This is a genomic window from Parapedobacter lycopersici, from assembly GCF_024643285.1.
GTDB classification, from domain to species: Bacteria; Bacteroidota; Bacteroidia; order Sphingobacteriales; family Sphingobacteriaceae; genus Parapedobacter; species Parapedobacter lycopersici.
Window position 1 is genome coordinate 133416 of the sequence record NZ_JAMSLW010000003.1, and the last position, 12694, is coordinate 146109.

General features: G+C 41.2%; 22 protein-coding genes and 1 pseudogene. 15 read left to right on the forward strand and 8 right to left on the reverse strand.

Features of this window, described 5'->3' with window-relative positions; translation table 11 throughout:
• Positions 1–524: 524 nt before the first annotated feature.
• Positions 525–635, forward strand: a pseudogene (locus NEV57_RS15790) (dihydrofolate reductase family protein); the annotation flags it as partial.
• Positions 636–713: 78 nt separating this feature from the next.
• Here the strand turns inward: NEV57_RS15790 and NEV57_RS07325 are convergent.
• The 7 genes from NEV57_RS07325 to NEV57_RS07355 form a co-directional block, all read right to left on the reverse strand.
• Positions 714–1142, reverse strand: coding sequence for a GNAT family N-acetyltransferase (locus tag NEV57_RS07325; protein WP_257657657.1), 429 nt, complete (start codon positions 1140–1142; stop codon positions 714–716).
• Positions 1143–1495: 353 nt separating this feature from the next.
• The gene (locus tag NEV57_RS07330; RefSeq protein ID WP_257657658.1) at positions 1496–2008 is read right to left on the reverse strand and encodes a DUF2335 domain-containing protein; all 513 of its coding nucleotides are present in this window, start codon (positions 2006–2008) and stop codon (positions 1496–1498) included.
• Positions 2009–2011: 3 nt separating this feature from the next.
• A complete protein-coding gene (locus NEV57_RS07335) occupies positions 2012–2236 on the reverse strand; it encodes a hypothetical protein (protein ID WP_257657659.1) in 225 nt (74 codons plus the stop codon).
• 424 nt (positions 2237–2660) lie between these two features.
• Entirely contained in the window at positions 2661–2978 is a 318-nt protein-coding gene (locus NEV57_RS07340; RefSeq protein ID WP_257657660.1) for a hypothetical protein, read from the reverse strand.
• A 10-nt stretch (positions 2979–2988) separates the two neighbouring features.
• Positions 2989–3375, reverse strand: a complete 387-nt coding sequence (locus NEV57_RS07345) for a hypothetical protein (RefSeq protein ID WP_257657661.1) — start codon at positions 3373–3375, stop codon at positions 2989–2991.
• A gap of 28 nt (positions 3376–3403) precedes the next feature.
• On the reverse strand, positions 3404–3727 hold the full coding sequence (locus NEV57_RS07350) for a hypothetical protein (RefSeq protein WP_257657662.1): 324 nt from the start codon (positions 3725–3727) through the stop codon (positions 3404–3406).
• A gap of 59 nt (positions 3728–3786) precedes the next feature.
• Positions 3787–4458: an XRE family transcriptional regulator gene (locus tag NEV57_RS07355; protein ID WP_257657663.1), complete on the reverse strand. Its 672-nt coding sequence runs from the start codon at positions 4456–4458 to the stop codon at positions 3787–3789.
• A gap of 112 nt (positions 4459–4570) precedes the next feature.
• On the opposite strand from NEV57_RS07355, the gene NEV57_RS07360 reads away from it, so the two are divergent.
• The 10 genes from NEV57_RS07360 to NEV57_RS07405 all read left to right on the forward strand — a co-directional run bounded on the left by NEV57_RS07360 (position 4571) and on the right by NEV57_RS07405 (position 10102).
• Positions 4571–4822 carry a hypothetical protein gene (locus NEV57_RS07360; protein WP_257657664.1) on the forward strand — a complete coding sequence of 84 codons (252 nt, stop codon included), beginning with the start codon at positions 4571–4573 and terminating at the stop codon, positions 4820–4822.
• A 157-nt stretch (positions 4823–4979) separates the two neighbouring features.
• A complete protein-coding gene (locus NEV57_RS07365; protein ID WP_257657665.1) occupies positions 4980–5273 on the forward strand; it encodes a trafficking protein particle complex II-specific subunit 120 in 294 nt (97 codons plus the stop codon).
• Positions 5274–5283: 10 nt separating this feature from the next.
• Positions 5284–5499 carry a hypothetical protein gene (locus NEV57_RS07370; RefSeq protein ID WP_257657666.1) on the forward strand — a complete coding sequence of 72 codons (216 nt, stop codon included), beginning with the start codon at positions 5284–5286 and terminating at the stop codon, positions 5497–5499.
• Between the two features lie 373 nt (positions 5500–5872).
• Positions 5873–6298 (forward strand): hypothetical protein, encoded by a 426-nt coding sequence (locus NEV57_RS07375; RefSeq protein WP_257657667.1) that lies wholly within the window; start codon positions 5873–5875, stop codon positions 6296–6298.
• Position 6299: 1 nt separating this feature from the next.
• Positions 6300–7457 (forward strand): exonuclease family protein, encoded by a 1158-nt coding sequence (locus NEV57_RS07380; protein WP_257657668.1) that lies wholly within the window; start codon positions 6300–6302, stop codon positions 7455–7457.
• Between the two features lie 199 nt (positions 7458–7656).
• Positions 7657–7971, forward strand: coding sequence for a hypothetical protein (locus tag NEV57_RS07385; protein ID WP_257657669.1), 315 nt, complete (start codon positions 7657–7659; stop codon positions 7969–7971).
• A gap of 156 nt (positions 7972–8127) precedes the next feature.
• Positions 8128–8373 carry a hypothetical protein gene (locus NEV57_RS07390; RefSeq protein ID WP_257657670.1) on the forward strand — a complete coding sequence of 82 codons (246 nt, stop codon included), beginning with the start codon at positions 8128–8130 and terminating at the stop codon, positions 8371–8373.
• A complete protein-coding gene (locus NEV57_RS07395; protein WP_257657671.1) occupies positions 8370–9197 on the forward strand; it encodes a hypothetical protein in 828 nt (275 codons plus the stop codon). The genes NEV57_RS07390 and NEV57_RS07395 overlap by 4 nt, the downstream gene beginning before the upstream one ends.
• A gap of 16 nt (positions 9198–9213) precedes the next feature.
• Positions 9214–9813, forward strand: a complete 600-nt coding sequence (locus NEV57_RS07400) for a hypothetical protein (protein WP_257657672.1) — start codon at positions 9214–9216, stop codon at positions 9811–9813.
• On the forward strand, positions 9794–10102 hold the full coding sequence (locus NEV57_RS07405) for a hypothetical protein (protein ID WP_257657673.1): 309 nt from the start codon (positions 9794–9796) through the stop codon (positions 10100–10102). Before NEV57_RS07400 ends, NEV57_RS07405 begins: the two co-directional genes overlap by 20 nt.
• 270 nt (positions 10103–10372) lie before the next feature.
• On the opposite strand, the gene NEV57_RS07410 is transcribed toward NEV57_RS07405, so the two are convergent.
• Positions 10373–10516 (reverse strand): ribbon-helix-helix domain-containing protein, encoded by a 144-nt coding sequence (locus NEV57_RS07410; RefSeq protein ID WP_257657674.1) that lies wholly within the window; start codon positions 10514–10516, stop codon positions 10373–10375.
• Between the two features lie 418 nt (positions 10517–10934).
• Between NEV57_RS07410 and NEV57_RS07415 the strand changes: the two genes are divergently transcribed.
• The 4 genes from NEV57_RS07415 to NEV57_RS07430 all read left to right on the forward strand — a co-directional run bounded on the left by NEV57_RS07415 (position 10935) and on the right by NEV57_RS07430 (position 12579).
• The gene (locus NEV57_RS07415; protein ID WP_257657675.1) at positions 10935–11312 is read left to right on the forward strand and encodes a hypothetical protein; all 378 of its coding nucleotides are present in this window, start codon (positions 10935–10937) and stop codon (positions 11310–11312) included.
• A 7-nt stretch (positions 11313–11319) separates the two neighbouring features.
• A complete protein-coding gene (locus NEV57_RS07420) occupies positions 11320–11925 on the forward strand; it encodes a hypothetical protein (protein ID WP_257657676.1) in 606 nt (201 codons plus the stop codon).
• 67 nt (positions 11926–11992) lie between these two features.
• Positions 11993–12196, forward strand: coding sequence for a hypothetical protein (locus tag NEV57_RS07425; RefSeq protein ID WP_257657677.1), 204 nt, complete (start codon positions 11993–11995; stop codon positions 12194–12196).
• Complete coding sequence (locus NEV57_RS07430) at positions 12193–12579, forward strand: hypothetical protein (RefSeq protein ID WP_257657678.1); 387 nt, start codon at positions 12193–12195, stop codon at positions 12577–12579. Before NEV57_RS07425 ends, NEV57_RS07430 begins: the two co-directional genes overlap by 4 nt.
• The last annotated feature ends 115 nt before the right edge of the window (positions 12580–12694 follow it).

The following is a 12694-nucleotide window of genomic DNA, read 5'->3' on the forward strand; positions in this document are numbered from 1 at the left end:
GCTGCGTTTTAGGCCTGTAATGATTTTAATTTCCGGACTAACCTGTATAACTTCCCTTCCGTGTTTTTAAGGATAAAAAAAACTCCTATCAGGCGACAGGAGTTATTTTCCCAAGGGACGGGAATTTTTATCTACCGCTGCAAAGGTATTCCGAAAGGGCAGCAATTGAAATACCCACTTTAGGGTATTTTTTTGGTAGGGTGACTTTTTGATTGCTTTGCAGTACGGCCGTTAATCTAACAGCTGCGGATGTGATGGGAAAGAGCCATTGCGTCTGCAAACCGGGAAGAACTGTCTGCTTTTGGATTTTACGGGAGTGGAACTAAAACCACGCAGAATTGCGAAGGCATGGCGGCACACTGGCAGTCCGCCGGGGGCGAAATCGCAGAATTCATGAACAGACCCCCTAAGCTGGTCTGTTTGTGCAGTTTGGATTCCGTATCCTGGAATAACTCCACGCTGATAAACAAAAATGTAGCAGCGGAGCTAAATAAACGGAAAGCCGCCGAAACGGCGATAAGTATATTTTTGGCAGCGCCGATTTATCAGAAACATTGATCAGGGATGGTCTTTTTGATGAATACCGCATCTGCATTGCCCCTGTAATAGCCGGTCAGGGGAGGTGCCTGTTTCCGAAAGGACTGCCGGTTAAGGAATTTATCCCTGATTTCCTCCCAACAACTGATCACCGGTGGCCGGGTCCTGCGTTATCGTTAATTGTCAGTATATGGATTATTTCTTTTTATTTCCATAAACAATTCCGGGTTTTCCGACAGGTGAAACCCAAACTGCTCATAGAGCGAGTGCGCATCCAGCGTAGCCAAAAGCACCCTTCTTAACCCTTTTATCCATTCCAGGTCCATGATGTACTGCATGAGTGCCTTGGACAGCCCTTTTTTCCGGTACTCCTGCCGGATGTAGACATCGGCTAAGTAAGCGAAGGTAACATAGTCTGTGATCAGCCGGGCAAACCCTACCTGCACATCACCGTCGAATACGCCCACGCAAAAAGAATTTTTTAATGAGGTTTCCACCGTTTCCACTGGAATGCCTTTTGCCCAGTAACTCTCCCGACTTAAAAAGTCGTGGATGGCCGCAATATCCATATTTGCTAATCCTGTTTTGAGTTGATACGTGCTCATAAAATTCATTTTAGTACATCGCCCTTTTTTGTCGGTAGCGCTTCACAACGGTAGGTTGCCTCCGTCCGCTTCAGCACATAGCGCAAAGTAACGCAGAAACAAAATAGGGTTACCGATACAGTTTCTATGCTTTTACGGGTATACAGCCGAAAAACAAAGCCCGGCGGTGGCCGGGCTTCGTTGGTGCTGTGGAGTCGGAGGGATTCGAACCCGTCCATTTATTTTTAATATGCCGCATGGTCAGTTTTTCGGCGTTTTTCATGCTTAAACCTAACTAATTTTTATCGAAACAGTCAGCTGGTCGGTCAGTGTTTAAATACATAATGAAATGTAGTGGTGCTTTATTATAAAAGCTAATCCTCCGCCTTTTGGTCTTTTTTCTTTTGAAATATAAAGGCACTGGCCAATGTCGCGGCAGGAACTATAATTGCTGCAAATCCCAATAAATCATTTCCGTTTATCGCTAAATAAATTCCCCCGGTAATAAGCAATACACAGAGAATGAAGCCTAATATTTGTCCTGTTGATGATTGGTTTAATCCCCGCCTAACTATTTCTCGATGGTGGTCGTGACGAAAGGTTTGCTCTTTTTCCGCCATTCTCATGATCCTCTCTGCGCCATCTGGTATGATTTCTGAGTATTCTCGCAGGGTTTCTGCGTCCGGTAATGGTCCAGAGTGGGATTTGTAGCTTACAATAGTGGCTGTTGCTCTGATTATTGCCTGCTTCTTATTAGGGCTAAGGTCGGTAAATATGCTAGGATCTTGCTTCTTCAGAATCTTCTCTGCTTTGGATAATTCTCCTGAAGCGAATTTTGACGGGACATTTTTATTTCCGTCTTCATTAGGCTGAAGTTTTTCAGACATATCTTATAAGGCCTCTTCTTCTATTGCTTTATCTAAAGCATTATTGAAATCACTTCCAATTGAGCTCCAGTCCTTGGCCACTGAATCTTCATCATCTGTGTACAATGTTTCCCTAACAGAGTCATGCAAAACTGGGTTTACTACACCAAATAGTGAGGCTATACCAAATAAAATATTCTCCTTTGATTTTAACTTGATGGTGCAATAGTTGCCATTATCGCGCTTCATGGCTCATTCTCCTTTCTATAATCAATGTAGAAAAAATTATTCCTATATATGAAAATAAATTTATACAAATATATAAAATTTTGTTGTATCAAATTTGATATAGCAAAATTGTTATCAATTATGATAAATATGTAACAAACCCTATGCCGGAAGGTTTAATCCCATAAATATCGGCTGCTATGTCCCTGAGTACCCGGATTGGTTATGCCCTTGTTGCAGGATAATCATGTTCAACGGCCGCAAACTTTTTGTTGTCTTTTGCTGTAAGTCCTGTGTTTCTCGTTGAGACTGTAAAGTTTGGTAAAGGTAATAGGCCGTGGCGGCCGTAACCCCGATCATAACCCAGTCTGATACCGTGCCCCAAACCTGAGCATTGAAATAAAAGTCTTTGGATAGAAAGCACATGGTTTAGGCTAACTTTATTCTATTTATTCTTGTTGAACGGACGATTAGCTGAATTCATTTCCCTTTCAAACGCTTGCTCTTCTGGGAACTTAAATTTATCAATCGGTACACCGGGATAATGTTTACTCATCCACTCAAGGTACTCATCATACATTTTATCGTTGTGAACCCTCATGCGGTGCTGGACAATATAGGGGTTGTCTGTCTTTTGGAGCCTGGCTTTCTTCGCCTCCAGTTTTTTAATTACTGGGTTGAATAAAAAGTTAACAAGCTTAACCCACCCCCATATGAGGACGTATAGGATAGACCCGATTATTGGTATAAGTATTAACCACATGTTGATTGTATTATTCGTTTGCCTTTGTCGGAGGTATGGAGCTATTAATCATTTCAGAATCGACTGATTTTTTCATGAGCCAGTGATATACGCTTTGTTGTCCTGTGCTGACAACATACGCCTGAACGAATTCCCATCCCAGTGATCCCATGAAATTCATTGCATCAACCATTGAATTGAAAACTTTTGGTTTTCCTGTCGATTCGTCTATGAGACGTTTACTGTCGTTAAAATCGAATAGCTTGGACTCTTGACCATAATCAACTTCAACTGTTACTTTGGCACTAAGAAGTTTTTGCATGCCTACCAACTCAGCGTAAATATACTGATTATCTTCTTTTTGTCCAAAACAAATAAGCGGCAATATAAAGGCGAGGATTGATAAAATAGATTTCATTTTAATCAGTTTTAGATTGTAAAATATATCAAAATTTAATAGTTGCATTATTTCTATCGCCTATTGAGTATTGTTTTGTTCCTTTAGGCGTAGTAATCTGCACCCAGCCCTCTGGAGCAAACCCTCCAGCGCCAATACTGGATGATTTTACTGTCATTGAGCTTCCTTCGGGTACTTCAAACGTACCAAGCTCAAAGCCTTTTAATGTCCCGGCATTATTCCCATTAATTTCAATAGCTACTTGGACACTTGCCTCCACCTTAACAATAATAATGTCATCACCCGATTTCTCTTTGCAGGATATAATTGTTGTTATTAGGCCAGTAAATAATAAAAGTAAGATTTTTTTCATAATTTACATTTGTTTAAAAATTTTGTTTCGGATAGCCGAAATTATTCAAAACTTTTGATTTATAGATGGTCAATCCTAGTCTTCCCCTTAATAATAAACATTGAAATTATTGATTCTTTACGGATAATAGTATCACCTCTGAAATTGGGATTCGACGCCCTCAAGACAATACAGCCTTCGTCAGACTCACAGGGATGAACAGTTTTAACGGTCCTTAAGTTGTTCTCTGAGGCATCAGTAACGATAAGGTACGCCTCGCCCCATAAGATGGTATTTCTATTTTGAACCTCCTTTACTGCTACTATTTCTCCGCCCGCGTATTTAGGGTACATGCTGTCTCCATAGATTCTAAAATAAGCCGTACAATCGTTGAACGGCTTAAAATCTATATAAAACGTTGGCGACTCTTGAATGTCGCTAAAACTCTCAACAATACTTCCTGTTACATCCATGTCGAAAAAAGGCACATGATCGCCGCTGAGTTGGATTTCATCGGATTTAAGCTCAAAGATTTCGCCTATTCCTTCTTCGAGCCAATCTATGTTGACCTTATATGCTTTTCTTAATTTTAAAATTATCTCAGGTGTTATATTTCTAGAGCCGCTTTCTACTTGTGAAATCTGACTTTGCTTCAAATCAGCGTTAACAGCAAAATCTTGCTGCTTCATTTTTAGCAATTCTCGAAGTTTTTTTACCCGCCAACTAACATTATCGTCCTGATATACAGACATATATAATTATAATATCACAAATGTTATAATAATTCTTGTAAATATAACCTACGTTATATATCTTTGTTCGTACAAATACAAAGGTAATACAAATCAATCAATTATGTCTGAAATGCAAAATTTAGTCAATGTAAGCGCCTCTGAGATTGGATTCATAAAAGATCATTTCAAAAGGCACCGTGGCCTTGGTTCGCTCCTTCAGGCCACGGTGAACGAGCAATCAGATAAACCCTATAACAGGAGATCAATATGGGATCAGCTTAACTATCGCCCTGAAGGAAATGATGCAGTGGTTATCAACGAAGCCAGAAGATTATTGAAGGTTACGATAGGGGTGGAGTTTGACCAGCTGGAAGAAGCGTAATGAAAATAGCCTACATATCCCCTGAATTGCCCGAACGTGTGCGCATAAATGCATTAAAGGAAGTGGTGAGGGAATATTTTAAGGACAAAAACAAAAAAGCCTCCTGCGGGAACAGGAGACCTTCAAATAAATCTTAGAAACTCTAAAGCACAAAGTTATGAAAAAATTCCAAGTAACAGATCCCCAGGGAAAAAATTGGAAATACGTCGATTACGAACGTGACACATACGGGATGACGGCAATATTTGAGTCGGACGATGAATTCAATTATGTATACGTTCCTTTCATTGATCAGGAAGGAGAGACCATATCCGGATGGGAATACCCAGATCATGAACCTTATTCAATACAGCCAGGCGAAACAGGTTTCGACTATAATGTTGCTGTAACTGAAGCGCTGGAAGAGGCAAAATTAATTTTGTCAGAAGGGAGGGTCGAACATGCTGCCTAACCAAAAAACTATGCTTGACATCGTGAAACTGGCATTCGAAATTAACAATGAATCAGATTACCGTGTGGCGTTTGAGACATTCAGAAATGTAGAGGGAATAGACGTATGGGTTTATCCCGAAGTCCGACCATCCTCTGAAGCTGTCCTGTTGAAATCATCAGATGTTTCGTTACTGGCAATACACTCTTTCCTGACAGGCCTAAAGAGTAAGGAGGTGGCGGCATGAAAAATCAAAACCCAAAACAAACCGTAAAGTATTGGCAGGATATACTACTGCCTAAATATCTCCTGACCCCAGCAAGGAAAAATCCACTTACAAGGTTAGCCGGAAATTCATTTGCAAGCGACATAAACAAAGGAGGCTCCAAATGATCAGCGTGACATCAAGATCTTATGTAACCGAAAACGGAACGGTAATTTTTAAAGGCAGGCAACTACCGGTGGCTAAGAAACAGCAGAATTTAAAGTGTCAACAAATAAACGATGATACCACTCGATTATCCGTTAGGGAATGCCTTTATAGCCTTGTTATTCTTGTGGTTTCGAGCGCAATAATGGCATGGATAATATCAATAGTTAATTAAACAAATCTTAGAACAATGAGTACAGAAGTAGCAAAAATTGAAAAAAGCAATGGTTTCTTGGTGGTTGACATAACCAAGCCATTGCCAAAGTTGTCGGAACTTGAATTACTCCCATTTGACTTAATGGCTGATTACTGGACGCCAGAAGAACCAGGTGAATCAAAGAGGTTGATCTTTATCGGTATTGAAGATAGGACTGTTCTTGATCAGGAATCCGGCAAGACCATTGATTTGGAATGCGCAAACTTTCTTGAAGAAGATGAGAATGGCAATATCAGAACCATCTCAAATGGTTCGAAAAGGCTTGTTGGTCTTCTTGAGAAAATGAAGCCGTATACCGCAATATACGTAAAGTTCCTTGGCAAGAAGAAAAATCGAACCAATTCATTTAAATCCGATAACTGGTCTGTAATCCCTTTCAGAAAAACGGAAGACTATTAACATGGGACTTTTCGACAACATGGAGCTTGGGGATGAAATTAATCCCCTTGCTTACAACCCGGACGATTACCCTACAATTGACCAAGTTGTAGATGGTATACTATGCAACAATAATCCGATCGAAGTCGATTTAAGATCGTTGTCAGTAAACGGGAAGGTGGTCAGGGATAAAATGGATAAGTATCTATCAAAAAAGGATCACATTCCAAGCTCGGCACTTAAAGAAGCATTAAGAAACCCCGCTTCATTTTATTTCTATATGCACGATCAGTCCAACTTTGAAGAGAAATCAAAGGATCATTTCGAGCTTGGAACATTTGCCCACATGGCTTTCCTGGAGCCCGATTTATTTGATAGGACAATCACGGAACCGAAATGTAATTTAACTACCATTATAGGGGCCAACCAGCTGGTCGACTTTTGGGAAAAGACAATTATCGCCAAGTACACGTACGAAGGAGTGCAGGATCGTTATCTGAACACCGCGCTTGATATGACGGAAAAAGCTGGGCTGGATGTAAAGAAGCTGGATGGAATGAAATACTATGCCTCATGCTTGCGGGACTTATCGGGTTACACCGTGATAAAAGAGCAGCACAAAGCCATTATAGATGTAATCAAACGGCATTACTACAACTACGGCGGCGGCATTATTCCGAAATTACTCCATGGCGCCTGTTTTGAAACTTCGTTCTACGGGAAAGACCCTGTAACCGGCCTCGGCACAAGGGTAAGGCCTGATGCCTTCCAGGTTAGCGAAAACATCGGATTTGACGCCGTAATATCTTTTAAAACAACACACGCCGAAGACCTTAATAAATTCATTTACGATTCCGCAAAATACAAGTACGAGGTGTCGGAGGGATATTATCAGGATGTAATGAGTCACATTACGAGTAGACCCTTTAATACCACGATAATGATCGTTCTTCAGACTGTGCCGCCTTTTCTTCCAGCCGTATTGATGTGGTCGCCCGATGACCTTGTTAACGGAAAATACAAAGCCCGGCATGCGCTTGACACAATTAGAGAATGTATGGACAAAGGCCTATTTCCGGGGTTTGAGGCATTGGCGGAAAAAGACCATTACGGCATCATTCAGATGCAACAGCCCGACTGGGCGCAGAAATTACTTCATCCAGTAGATATAGAGATATGAGCACCATTCAAAAAATACGCGAACATTTCTTAAAGGGAGGAAAAATTAGCGCTTGTGAAGCGGCAAGAAGGTTCCTAACTCCTGACCTACGAAAATACGTCAGCGACCTTCGGAATGCGAAAGAACCTAAAGACAGGATGGAAATACGGGACGAATGGAGGAAATCAAAGGACGGTAAACGATACAAAGTATACTTTTTATGATGGAAAACGAACAATACATAACCAACCCGGGGACCGGAAGCCTGTTCCCGACAAAGCAAAAGAAACAGCCGAACTCACCCGACTTCTATGGAGATATAGTTACTCCGGACGGAATGAAGCTCAAAGTTTCCGGATGGGTAAGAAAGGCTAAATCAGGACTTGAATACATAAGCCTTTCGGTTCGTGAAGATGAACCATATGTGGGAAATCCAACCGATATAATGTCAAAGGCACAAAGCGCCACTATTGTGTCAGATGAAGTAGAGGTAGCAGAGGTTGTGGACGAAAAGGATGACGACCTGCCATTTTAATGATTCTACTTAATGACGTTTTCAGTCTGTCCTACAAAGATGGTAAAAAGCCACTGAAGTACGCTTCAAAAGGCCAAAAAGCGAAGCTTATATCCGATCACGGAAACGTACTGATAGTCGAGGCAAACGGTTTAAAATTTCCAATAAACAGAAAAGATGTCAAAGCCAATTGAGAAATATAAAGATAATGCCAGGCGGAGCAAATACCTGTGTGAACTGATGGAGCAGTACATGGACCTTCTTTTCGTATACGAGCGTAATGGGAAGCTTGAGGCGTGCGATGTAGAAGCGAAGATCTGCGCGATTAAAATCGAACTGGATGGAATTTGGGATGAGCAGATGGATCTGCTGGACAAGATCAAACCATTTGAGAATAGAATACTGGCAAAACTGATAGCATGAACGGGTACGATTTACATAGGCAATGGTTTGATTTCGCTTTTGCAAATCAGGGATTAGTCACTCCTACACACACTGCTATGTACGCATGGTTTGTGGAGCTTAACAACCGTATGGGATGGGTTGATCAATTCAATTGTCCGGCTTCTCAGACAATGGCGGCAATAGGGGTTAAACATCACTCAACATACAAAAAAACATTCGATGATCTTGTTGAATTCGGTTTTGTAAAAGTTATTGAGGAGGCAAAAAATCAGTGGACTGCATGCGTGATTGCTTTGTCAAAAAATGACGAAGCACGTAGCGAGGCACTTGACAAAGCAATAGCGAGGCACATGTCAGAGCAACCGCAGGGCACGTATCAAGGCACACCGCAGGGCACGTGCGATATAAATAAACCTTTAAACTTAGAAACCTTAAAACCTTTAAACCTTAAAACAGAAGCGCGTAAAGAAGAAAATTTTGATGTGGTAGAAGATTCAAAAAAAAAAGAAAAAAATGTCGCGCCGAAAAAAGAAAAGCCGGGGGTCGAGGAATTCGTGGAATATGGTCTCGGGGTCGTGCCGGGACTTTCTCAGGGGAACACGGAGGGCTGGATGTTTACACTCAGATCAAAATTCAACGCTTGGTCAGAAAACGGATGGAAGGATGGATTCAACAAACCCATACGAAATTGGAAAACTAAGATTCAAAGCACAATACCCTATTTAAAACCCGCAAGCAATGCAGTCATTAACCAAACACGAGAGCAAAGAATTGCAACAGGTGATCCCATGGACAACCTTGCACAACAGATACTCAACAACGCCGGTAAGGTCTATTCATGATGTTATTAGATCCGGAATGCCTTCGGTGGCCGAGGTCTCGAAAGTATATGGGATTGAGGTTGCTCAATCGGTAGTTACGCTGGCGGTGTCAGATCTGATAAAATCCATAAACGTAGGTAAAACAATGGATGTGTCCCAAAAGGCACAGGCTGTTTCAATGCTTATTGAGTGCCATCCGTACATGACACTCGCTGACGTGAAATTCTTCTCTTTTCGATTCAAAAGAGGTGATTTCGGAAAGCAATATGACCGGCTGGATACGCAGGTAATAATGCAGGCTGCTGAACAGTATTTTTCTGAAAAGAGCGAAGTAGTTGGTGAAATGTCCGCTAACACCCACTATCGTGCCAAGAAGACCGAGTACAATCAACCTTATCACCCCAGCGTCGTAGACGCGATAAAGAGAGCTGTTGGAGAAAAGAAAGTAGGGGAGGTTAAGCCGGTTGAAGAAAAGAAATTGGATATCGGCCAGGTTTGGATACGTCAATTCAATAATCTTCATCGAAAATACGGAATAGAAACCGGAATACGGATGATTCAAATAGGCAGTGAAAAATTTGATATAACAGGATTCTTGAACCGAAAAGCCAGTAATTATGAAAAGATGGACAGATGATGAAAAGCGATACATATCAATGCATCGAAACAAATCAACAAAAAAGCTAGCTGAAATATTTGGAGTATCAGAGAACTCCATTAAGACTTTGAGATCTAGGCTAGGGATAAAAAGAGTTAAGAGATTTCCAATTGATTCAAATATAAAAGAGATACTAAAGGAGGAAAAAGTTTGTGTGCCAGCAAAAGTCCCAGTTTGCGCACCAACAAAAGTAATAATGGTAAATGGCAGGCGAACTGAGATATGGGGTAAGCCGTCATTTATTCAAAAACTGGAGGAAAGGAGATGAGAAGATTAAGCAAAAAACGGGCAAAGCAATACCGGGATTATTCGAAGGTTCGGAAAGAATTTCTACTGGAGAACCCGTATTGCCAAGCCCGTATACCAGGCTGCATGCTTGAGGCAACCGACATCCATCACAAGAAAGGGAAAATCGAAGGGTTGCTTAATGATACTAGATACTTTCTTTCTGTATGCCGGTCATGCCATAATTATATAGAGGGGCATCCAATCGAGGCAAAGGAAAAGGGATTCAGTTTAAGCAGATTGGCTGTATGACTTACTTAACCTTTTGCTTTTTCGCTTCATCCCTAACAAGGATCTCAATGATTGCTGCCTGGCTAACACCTTGTTTTTCAGACAGCTTCTTTAGCAAATCGTTGCATTCATCGGTAAGCCTAAAAGTATTTGATTTTTTTGCCATAAAATATTTGGATTGTATTAACATTGTTAATACATTTGTATTAACAATTGACATACATTGTTAGGCAAATATAATAATAATCTTGATTAGTAATTGAATAAATAAATAAACTCATACGCCATGCCACCATTAGTCACCCTATTCACAGCCTTTGCAATTCTGGTTTGCCTGTTGGCGATCGCTGTCGCAATAAATGGATTCCGACCGATTGTATTCAGCACTAAAAAGAAAACGGTTTTAAAGAACCGGCTGCTTGCCGATCTGGAATCTAATATATCCGCTTTTATTGGATCTAATGTCTGCATCGAAACCGATTCCATGAGGGTATACGATTTAGGCAGACGCAGGTGCATCGGAGAGGTGAACGTACTGCCGGACGGATTTGAATTTGAGATTAAATAAAACCTTAAATAATACAATGAAAAAACTACAAATCGACGAAGCCAAAGCAAAGACGCTTTATGCTTCAGCAAGTCCTGAAATCAAGGTAATCTTTGAGGAAACATTTGGCCGGAAGACCTTCTTCGGTAAGGTAACAGACCGTATTAAATCCTATGAGGATGCTTGTGAGGAACTGGGTGAAACACCTATTTATCTGTCGGCGTTTAATTTCCTTCCGGAGATTGATCGGAAATCACAGTTTGCTTTTCATCAGTTGACTATCATTGCGCGCGCCCTGAACGAGGGATGGGAGCCTGATTGGTCAGACTCAAATCAGTACAAATGGAATGTCTACCAACGTTACAAAACGGGCTCCGGCCTGTCGAACCACGGCTACGATAACTGGAATACTTAAAGATAATATGATGAAAAGAAAAAGAGAATATCACGGAGAATCAAAAACGGACTTGTATAGCCGTTGGTCGTCAATGAGGTGCCGTGTATCTCCTAAATGGAAGTACAGGGATCATTATTACGACAGGGGCATAATAGTATGTGAAGAATGGGACAGCTTCTTGGCTTTCAAAGAATGGGCTTTGGAAAACGGTTACCGTAAGGATTTGGAGCTTGACAGAATAGATAACGACAAAGGGTATTCGCCTGACAACTGTCGTTTTGTGGATAGGTTGACCAACAATTCAAATCGATCAAATACCATCATGGTTCCGTATGAGGGTGAAATGGTTTCACTTACCATCATGTCGGAGAAATTAGGCCTGTCAAGGCGTGAATACAACACCATTCGTAGGCGTATAATGAACGGATGGGATGGAGAAAAAGCACTTAATACGCCTGTCACAAAGGGGAGATATGGTCATTCAGGCACTATAAAAGTTGTCGACATGAATACAAATCGTGTTTACGATAGCTTGAAAGATGCGGCAATGGAGTTTGGTATAAGTCCGTCAAAGTTATCAGAAATGCTTATCGGATCGAGAAACAATAGCACGTCACTTCAATACGCATAAGACAATAGTAAAGGAAAACGGATGGCTTGAGTTTACTTAATTATAACACCAGGCATAATTGATAATCATGAAAAACTTAGTTACAACAGTCATAACCAAAATAGTCAACTGCCTGATGGCCGCGGGTCTTTTGATACTGCTGCTGGGCAATCTGTTCTTTCTGATTGAGATCGCTTCAGAAGCGATAAGGATACCCGATATAGTACAATGGTTTTCGGTGGTGGCAACCATTGCTCTTGTAGGTGTGATTTACAATAAAATCGAGATATGAAAACAATCTTAATACTTATGGCAGCTCTGATAGTCTTTGCTGCCTGTTCGAAGGAGGAGCTTCCAAAACCTCAGATTATCACCTATGAAGCATGGTGCGACAATTGTTTCATCTTCCTGGAAGATGCTGCCGTCAACCGCACCAATGTGGAGGAATTGAAGGACTACAAGAAATTCAACGTATCCGGTTACTTCCGCTACGAGTTTGAGAATACAAAGAACCTTGAAAAGGTCTTTGCGACCATCATTGTATCTGTTTTCTACCCATACGATCAGGATATAACCGTAAGGATCACGGACAGCAGGTCCGGCAATGTACGGGAGGAGTCCCATCGCGTAACCACGTCTGATAGGGATAGGATCTCAATCGAAATGGAGTTATAGCGATGATTGTGAAAATGAAAAGCGGCAGGGAGGCGGTGATATGCCTTACTACACCATCCGGAATATACGGTTACTACGAGGATAGGAATGGGAATAACATTCCCACCAGCTGGCA

What these genes read in the sequence shown, in the direction of transcription:
- NEV57_RS07325 (WP_257657657.1), bottom strand. Translation starts at nt 1,142, where the DNA reads ATGAGCACGTATCAACTCAAAACAGGATTAGCAAATATGGATATTGCG.
- NEV57_RS07330 (WP_257657658.1), bottom strand. Translation starts at nt 2,008, where the DNA reads ATGTCTGAAAAACTTCAGCCTAATGAAGACGGAAATAAAAATGTCCCG.
- NEV57_RS07335 (WP_257657659.1), bottom strand. Translation starts at nt 2,236, where the DNA reads ATGAAGCGCGATAATGGCAACTATTGCACCATCAAGTTAAAATCAAAG.
- NEV57_RS07340 (WP_257657660.1), bottom strand. Translation starts at nt 2,978, where the DNA reads ATGTGGTTAATACTTATACCAATAATCGGGTCTATCCTATACGTCCTC.
- NEV57_RS07345 (WP_257657661.1), bottom strand. Translation starts at nt 3,375, where the DNA reads ATGAAATCTATTTTATCAATCCTCGCCTTTATATTGCCGCTTATTTGT.
- NEV57_RS07350 (WP_257657662.1), bottom strand. Translation starts at nt 3,727, where the DNA reads ATGAAAAAAATCTTACTTTTATTATTTACTGGCCTAATAACAACAATT.
- NEV57_RS07355 (WP_257657663.1), bottom strand. Translation starts at nt 4,458, where the DNA reads ATGTCTGTATATCAGGACGATAATGTTAGTTGGCGGGTAAAAAAACTT.
- NEV57_RS07360 (WP_257657664.1), top strand. Translation starts at nt 4,571, where the DNA reads ATGCAAAATTTAGTCAATGTAAGCGCCTCTGAGATTGGATTCATAAAA.
- NEV57_RS07365 (WP_257657665.1), top strand. Translation starts at nt 4,980, where the DNA reads ATGAAAAAATTCCAAGTAACAGATCCCCAGGGAAAAAATTGGAAATAC.
- NEV57_RS07370 (WP_257657666.1), top strand. Translation starts at nt 5,284, where the DNA reads ATGCTTGACATCGTGAAACTGGCATTCGAAATTAACAATGAATCAGAT.
- NEV57_RS07375 (WP_257657667.1), top strand. Translation starts at nt 5,873, where the DNA reads ATGAGTACAGAAGTAGCAAAAATTGAAAAAAGCAATGGTTTCTTGGTG.
- NEV57_RS07380 (WP_257657668.1), top strand. Translation starts at nt 6,300, where the DNA reads ATGGGACTTTTCGACAACATGGAGCTTGGGGATGAAATTAATCCCCTT.
- NEV57_RS07385 (WP_257657669.1), top strand. Translation starts at nt 7,657, where the DNA reads ATGATGGAAAACGAACAATACATAACCAACCCGGGGACCGGAAGCCTG.
- NEV57_RS07390 (WP_257657670.1), top strand. Translation starts at nt 8,128, where the DNA reads ATGTCAAAGCCAATTGAGAAATATAAAGATAATGCCAGGCGGAGCAAA.
- NEV57_RS07395 (WP_257657671.1), top strand. Translation starts at nt 8,370, where the DNA reads ATGAACGGGTACGATTTACATAGGCAATGGTTTGATTTCGCTTTTGCA.
- NEV57_RS07400 (WP_257657672.1), top strand. Translation starts at nt 9,214, where the DNA reads ATGCCTTCGGTGGCCGAGGTCTCGAAAGTATATGGGATTGAGGTTGCT.
- NEV57_RS07405 (WP_257657673.1), top strand. Translation starts at nt 9,794, where the DNA reads ATGAAAAGATGGACAGATGATGAAAAGCGATACATATCAATGCATCGA.
- NEV57_RS07410 (WP_257657674.1), bottom strand. Translation starts at nt 10,516, where the DNA reads ATGGCAAAAAAATCAAATACTTTTAGGCTTACCGATGAATGCAACGAT.
- NEV57_RS07415 (WP_257657675.1), top strand. Translation starts at nt 10,935, where the DNA reads ATGAAAAAACTACAAATCGACGAAGCCAAAGCAAAGACGCTTTATGCT.
- NEV57_RS07420 (WP_257657676.1), top strand. Translation starts at nt 11,320, where the DNA reads ATGATGAAAAGAAAAAGAGAATATCACGGAGAATCAAAAACGGACTTG.
- NEV57_RS07425 (WP_257657677.1), top strand. Translation starts at nt 11,993, where the DNA reads ATGAAAAACTTAGTTACAACAGTCATAACCAAAATAGTCAACTGCCTG.
- NEV57_RS07430 (WP_257657678.1), top strand. Translation starts at nt 12,193, where the DNA reads ATGAAAACAATCTTAATACTTATGGCAGCTCTGATAGTCTTTGCTGCC.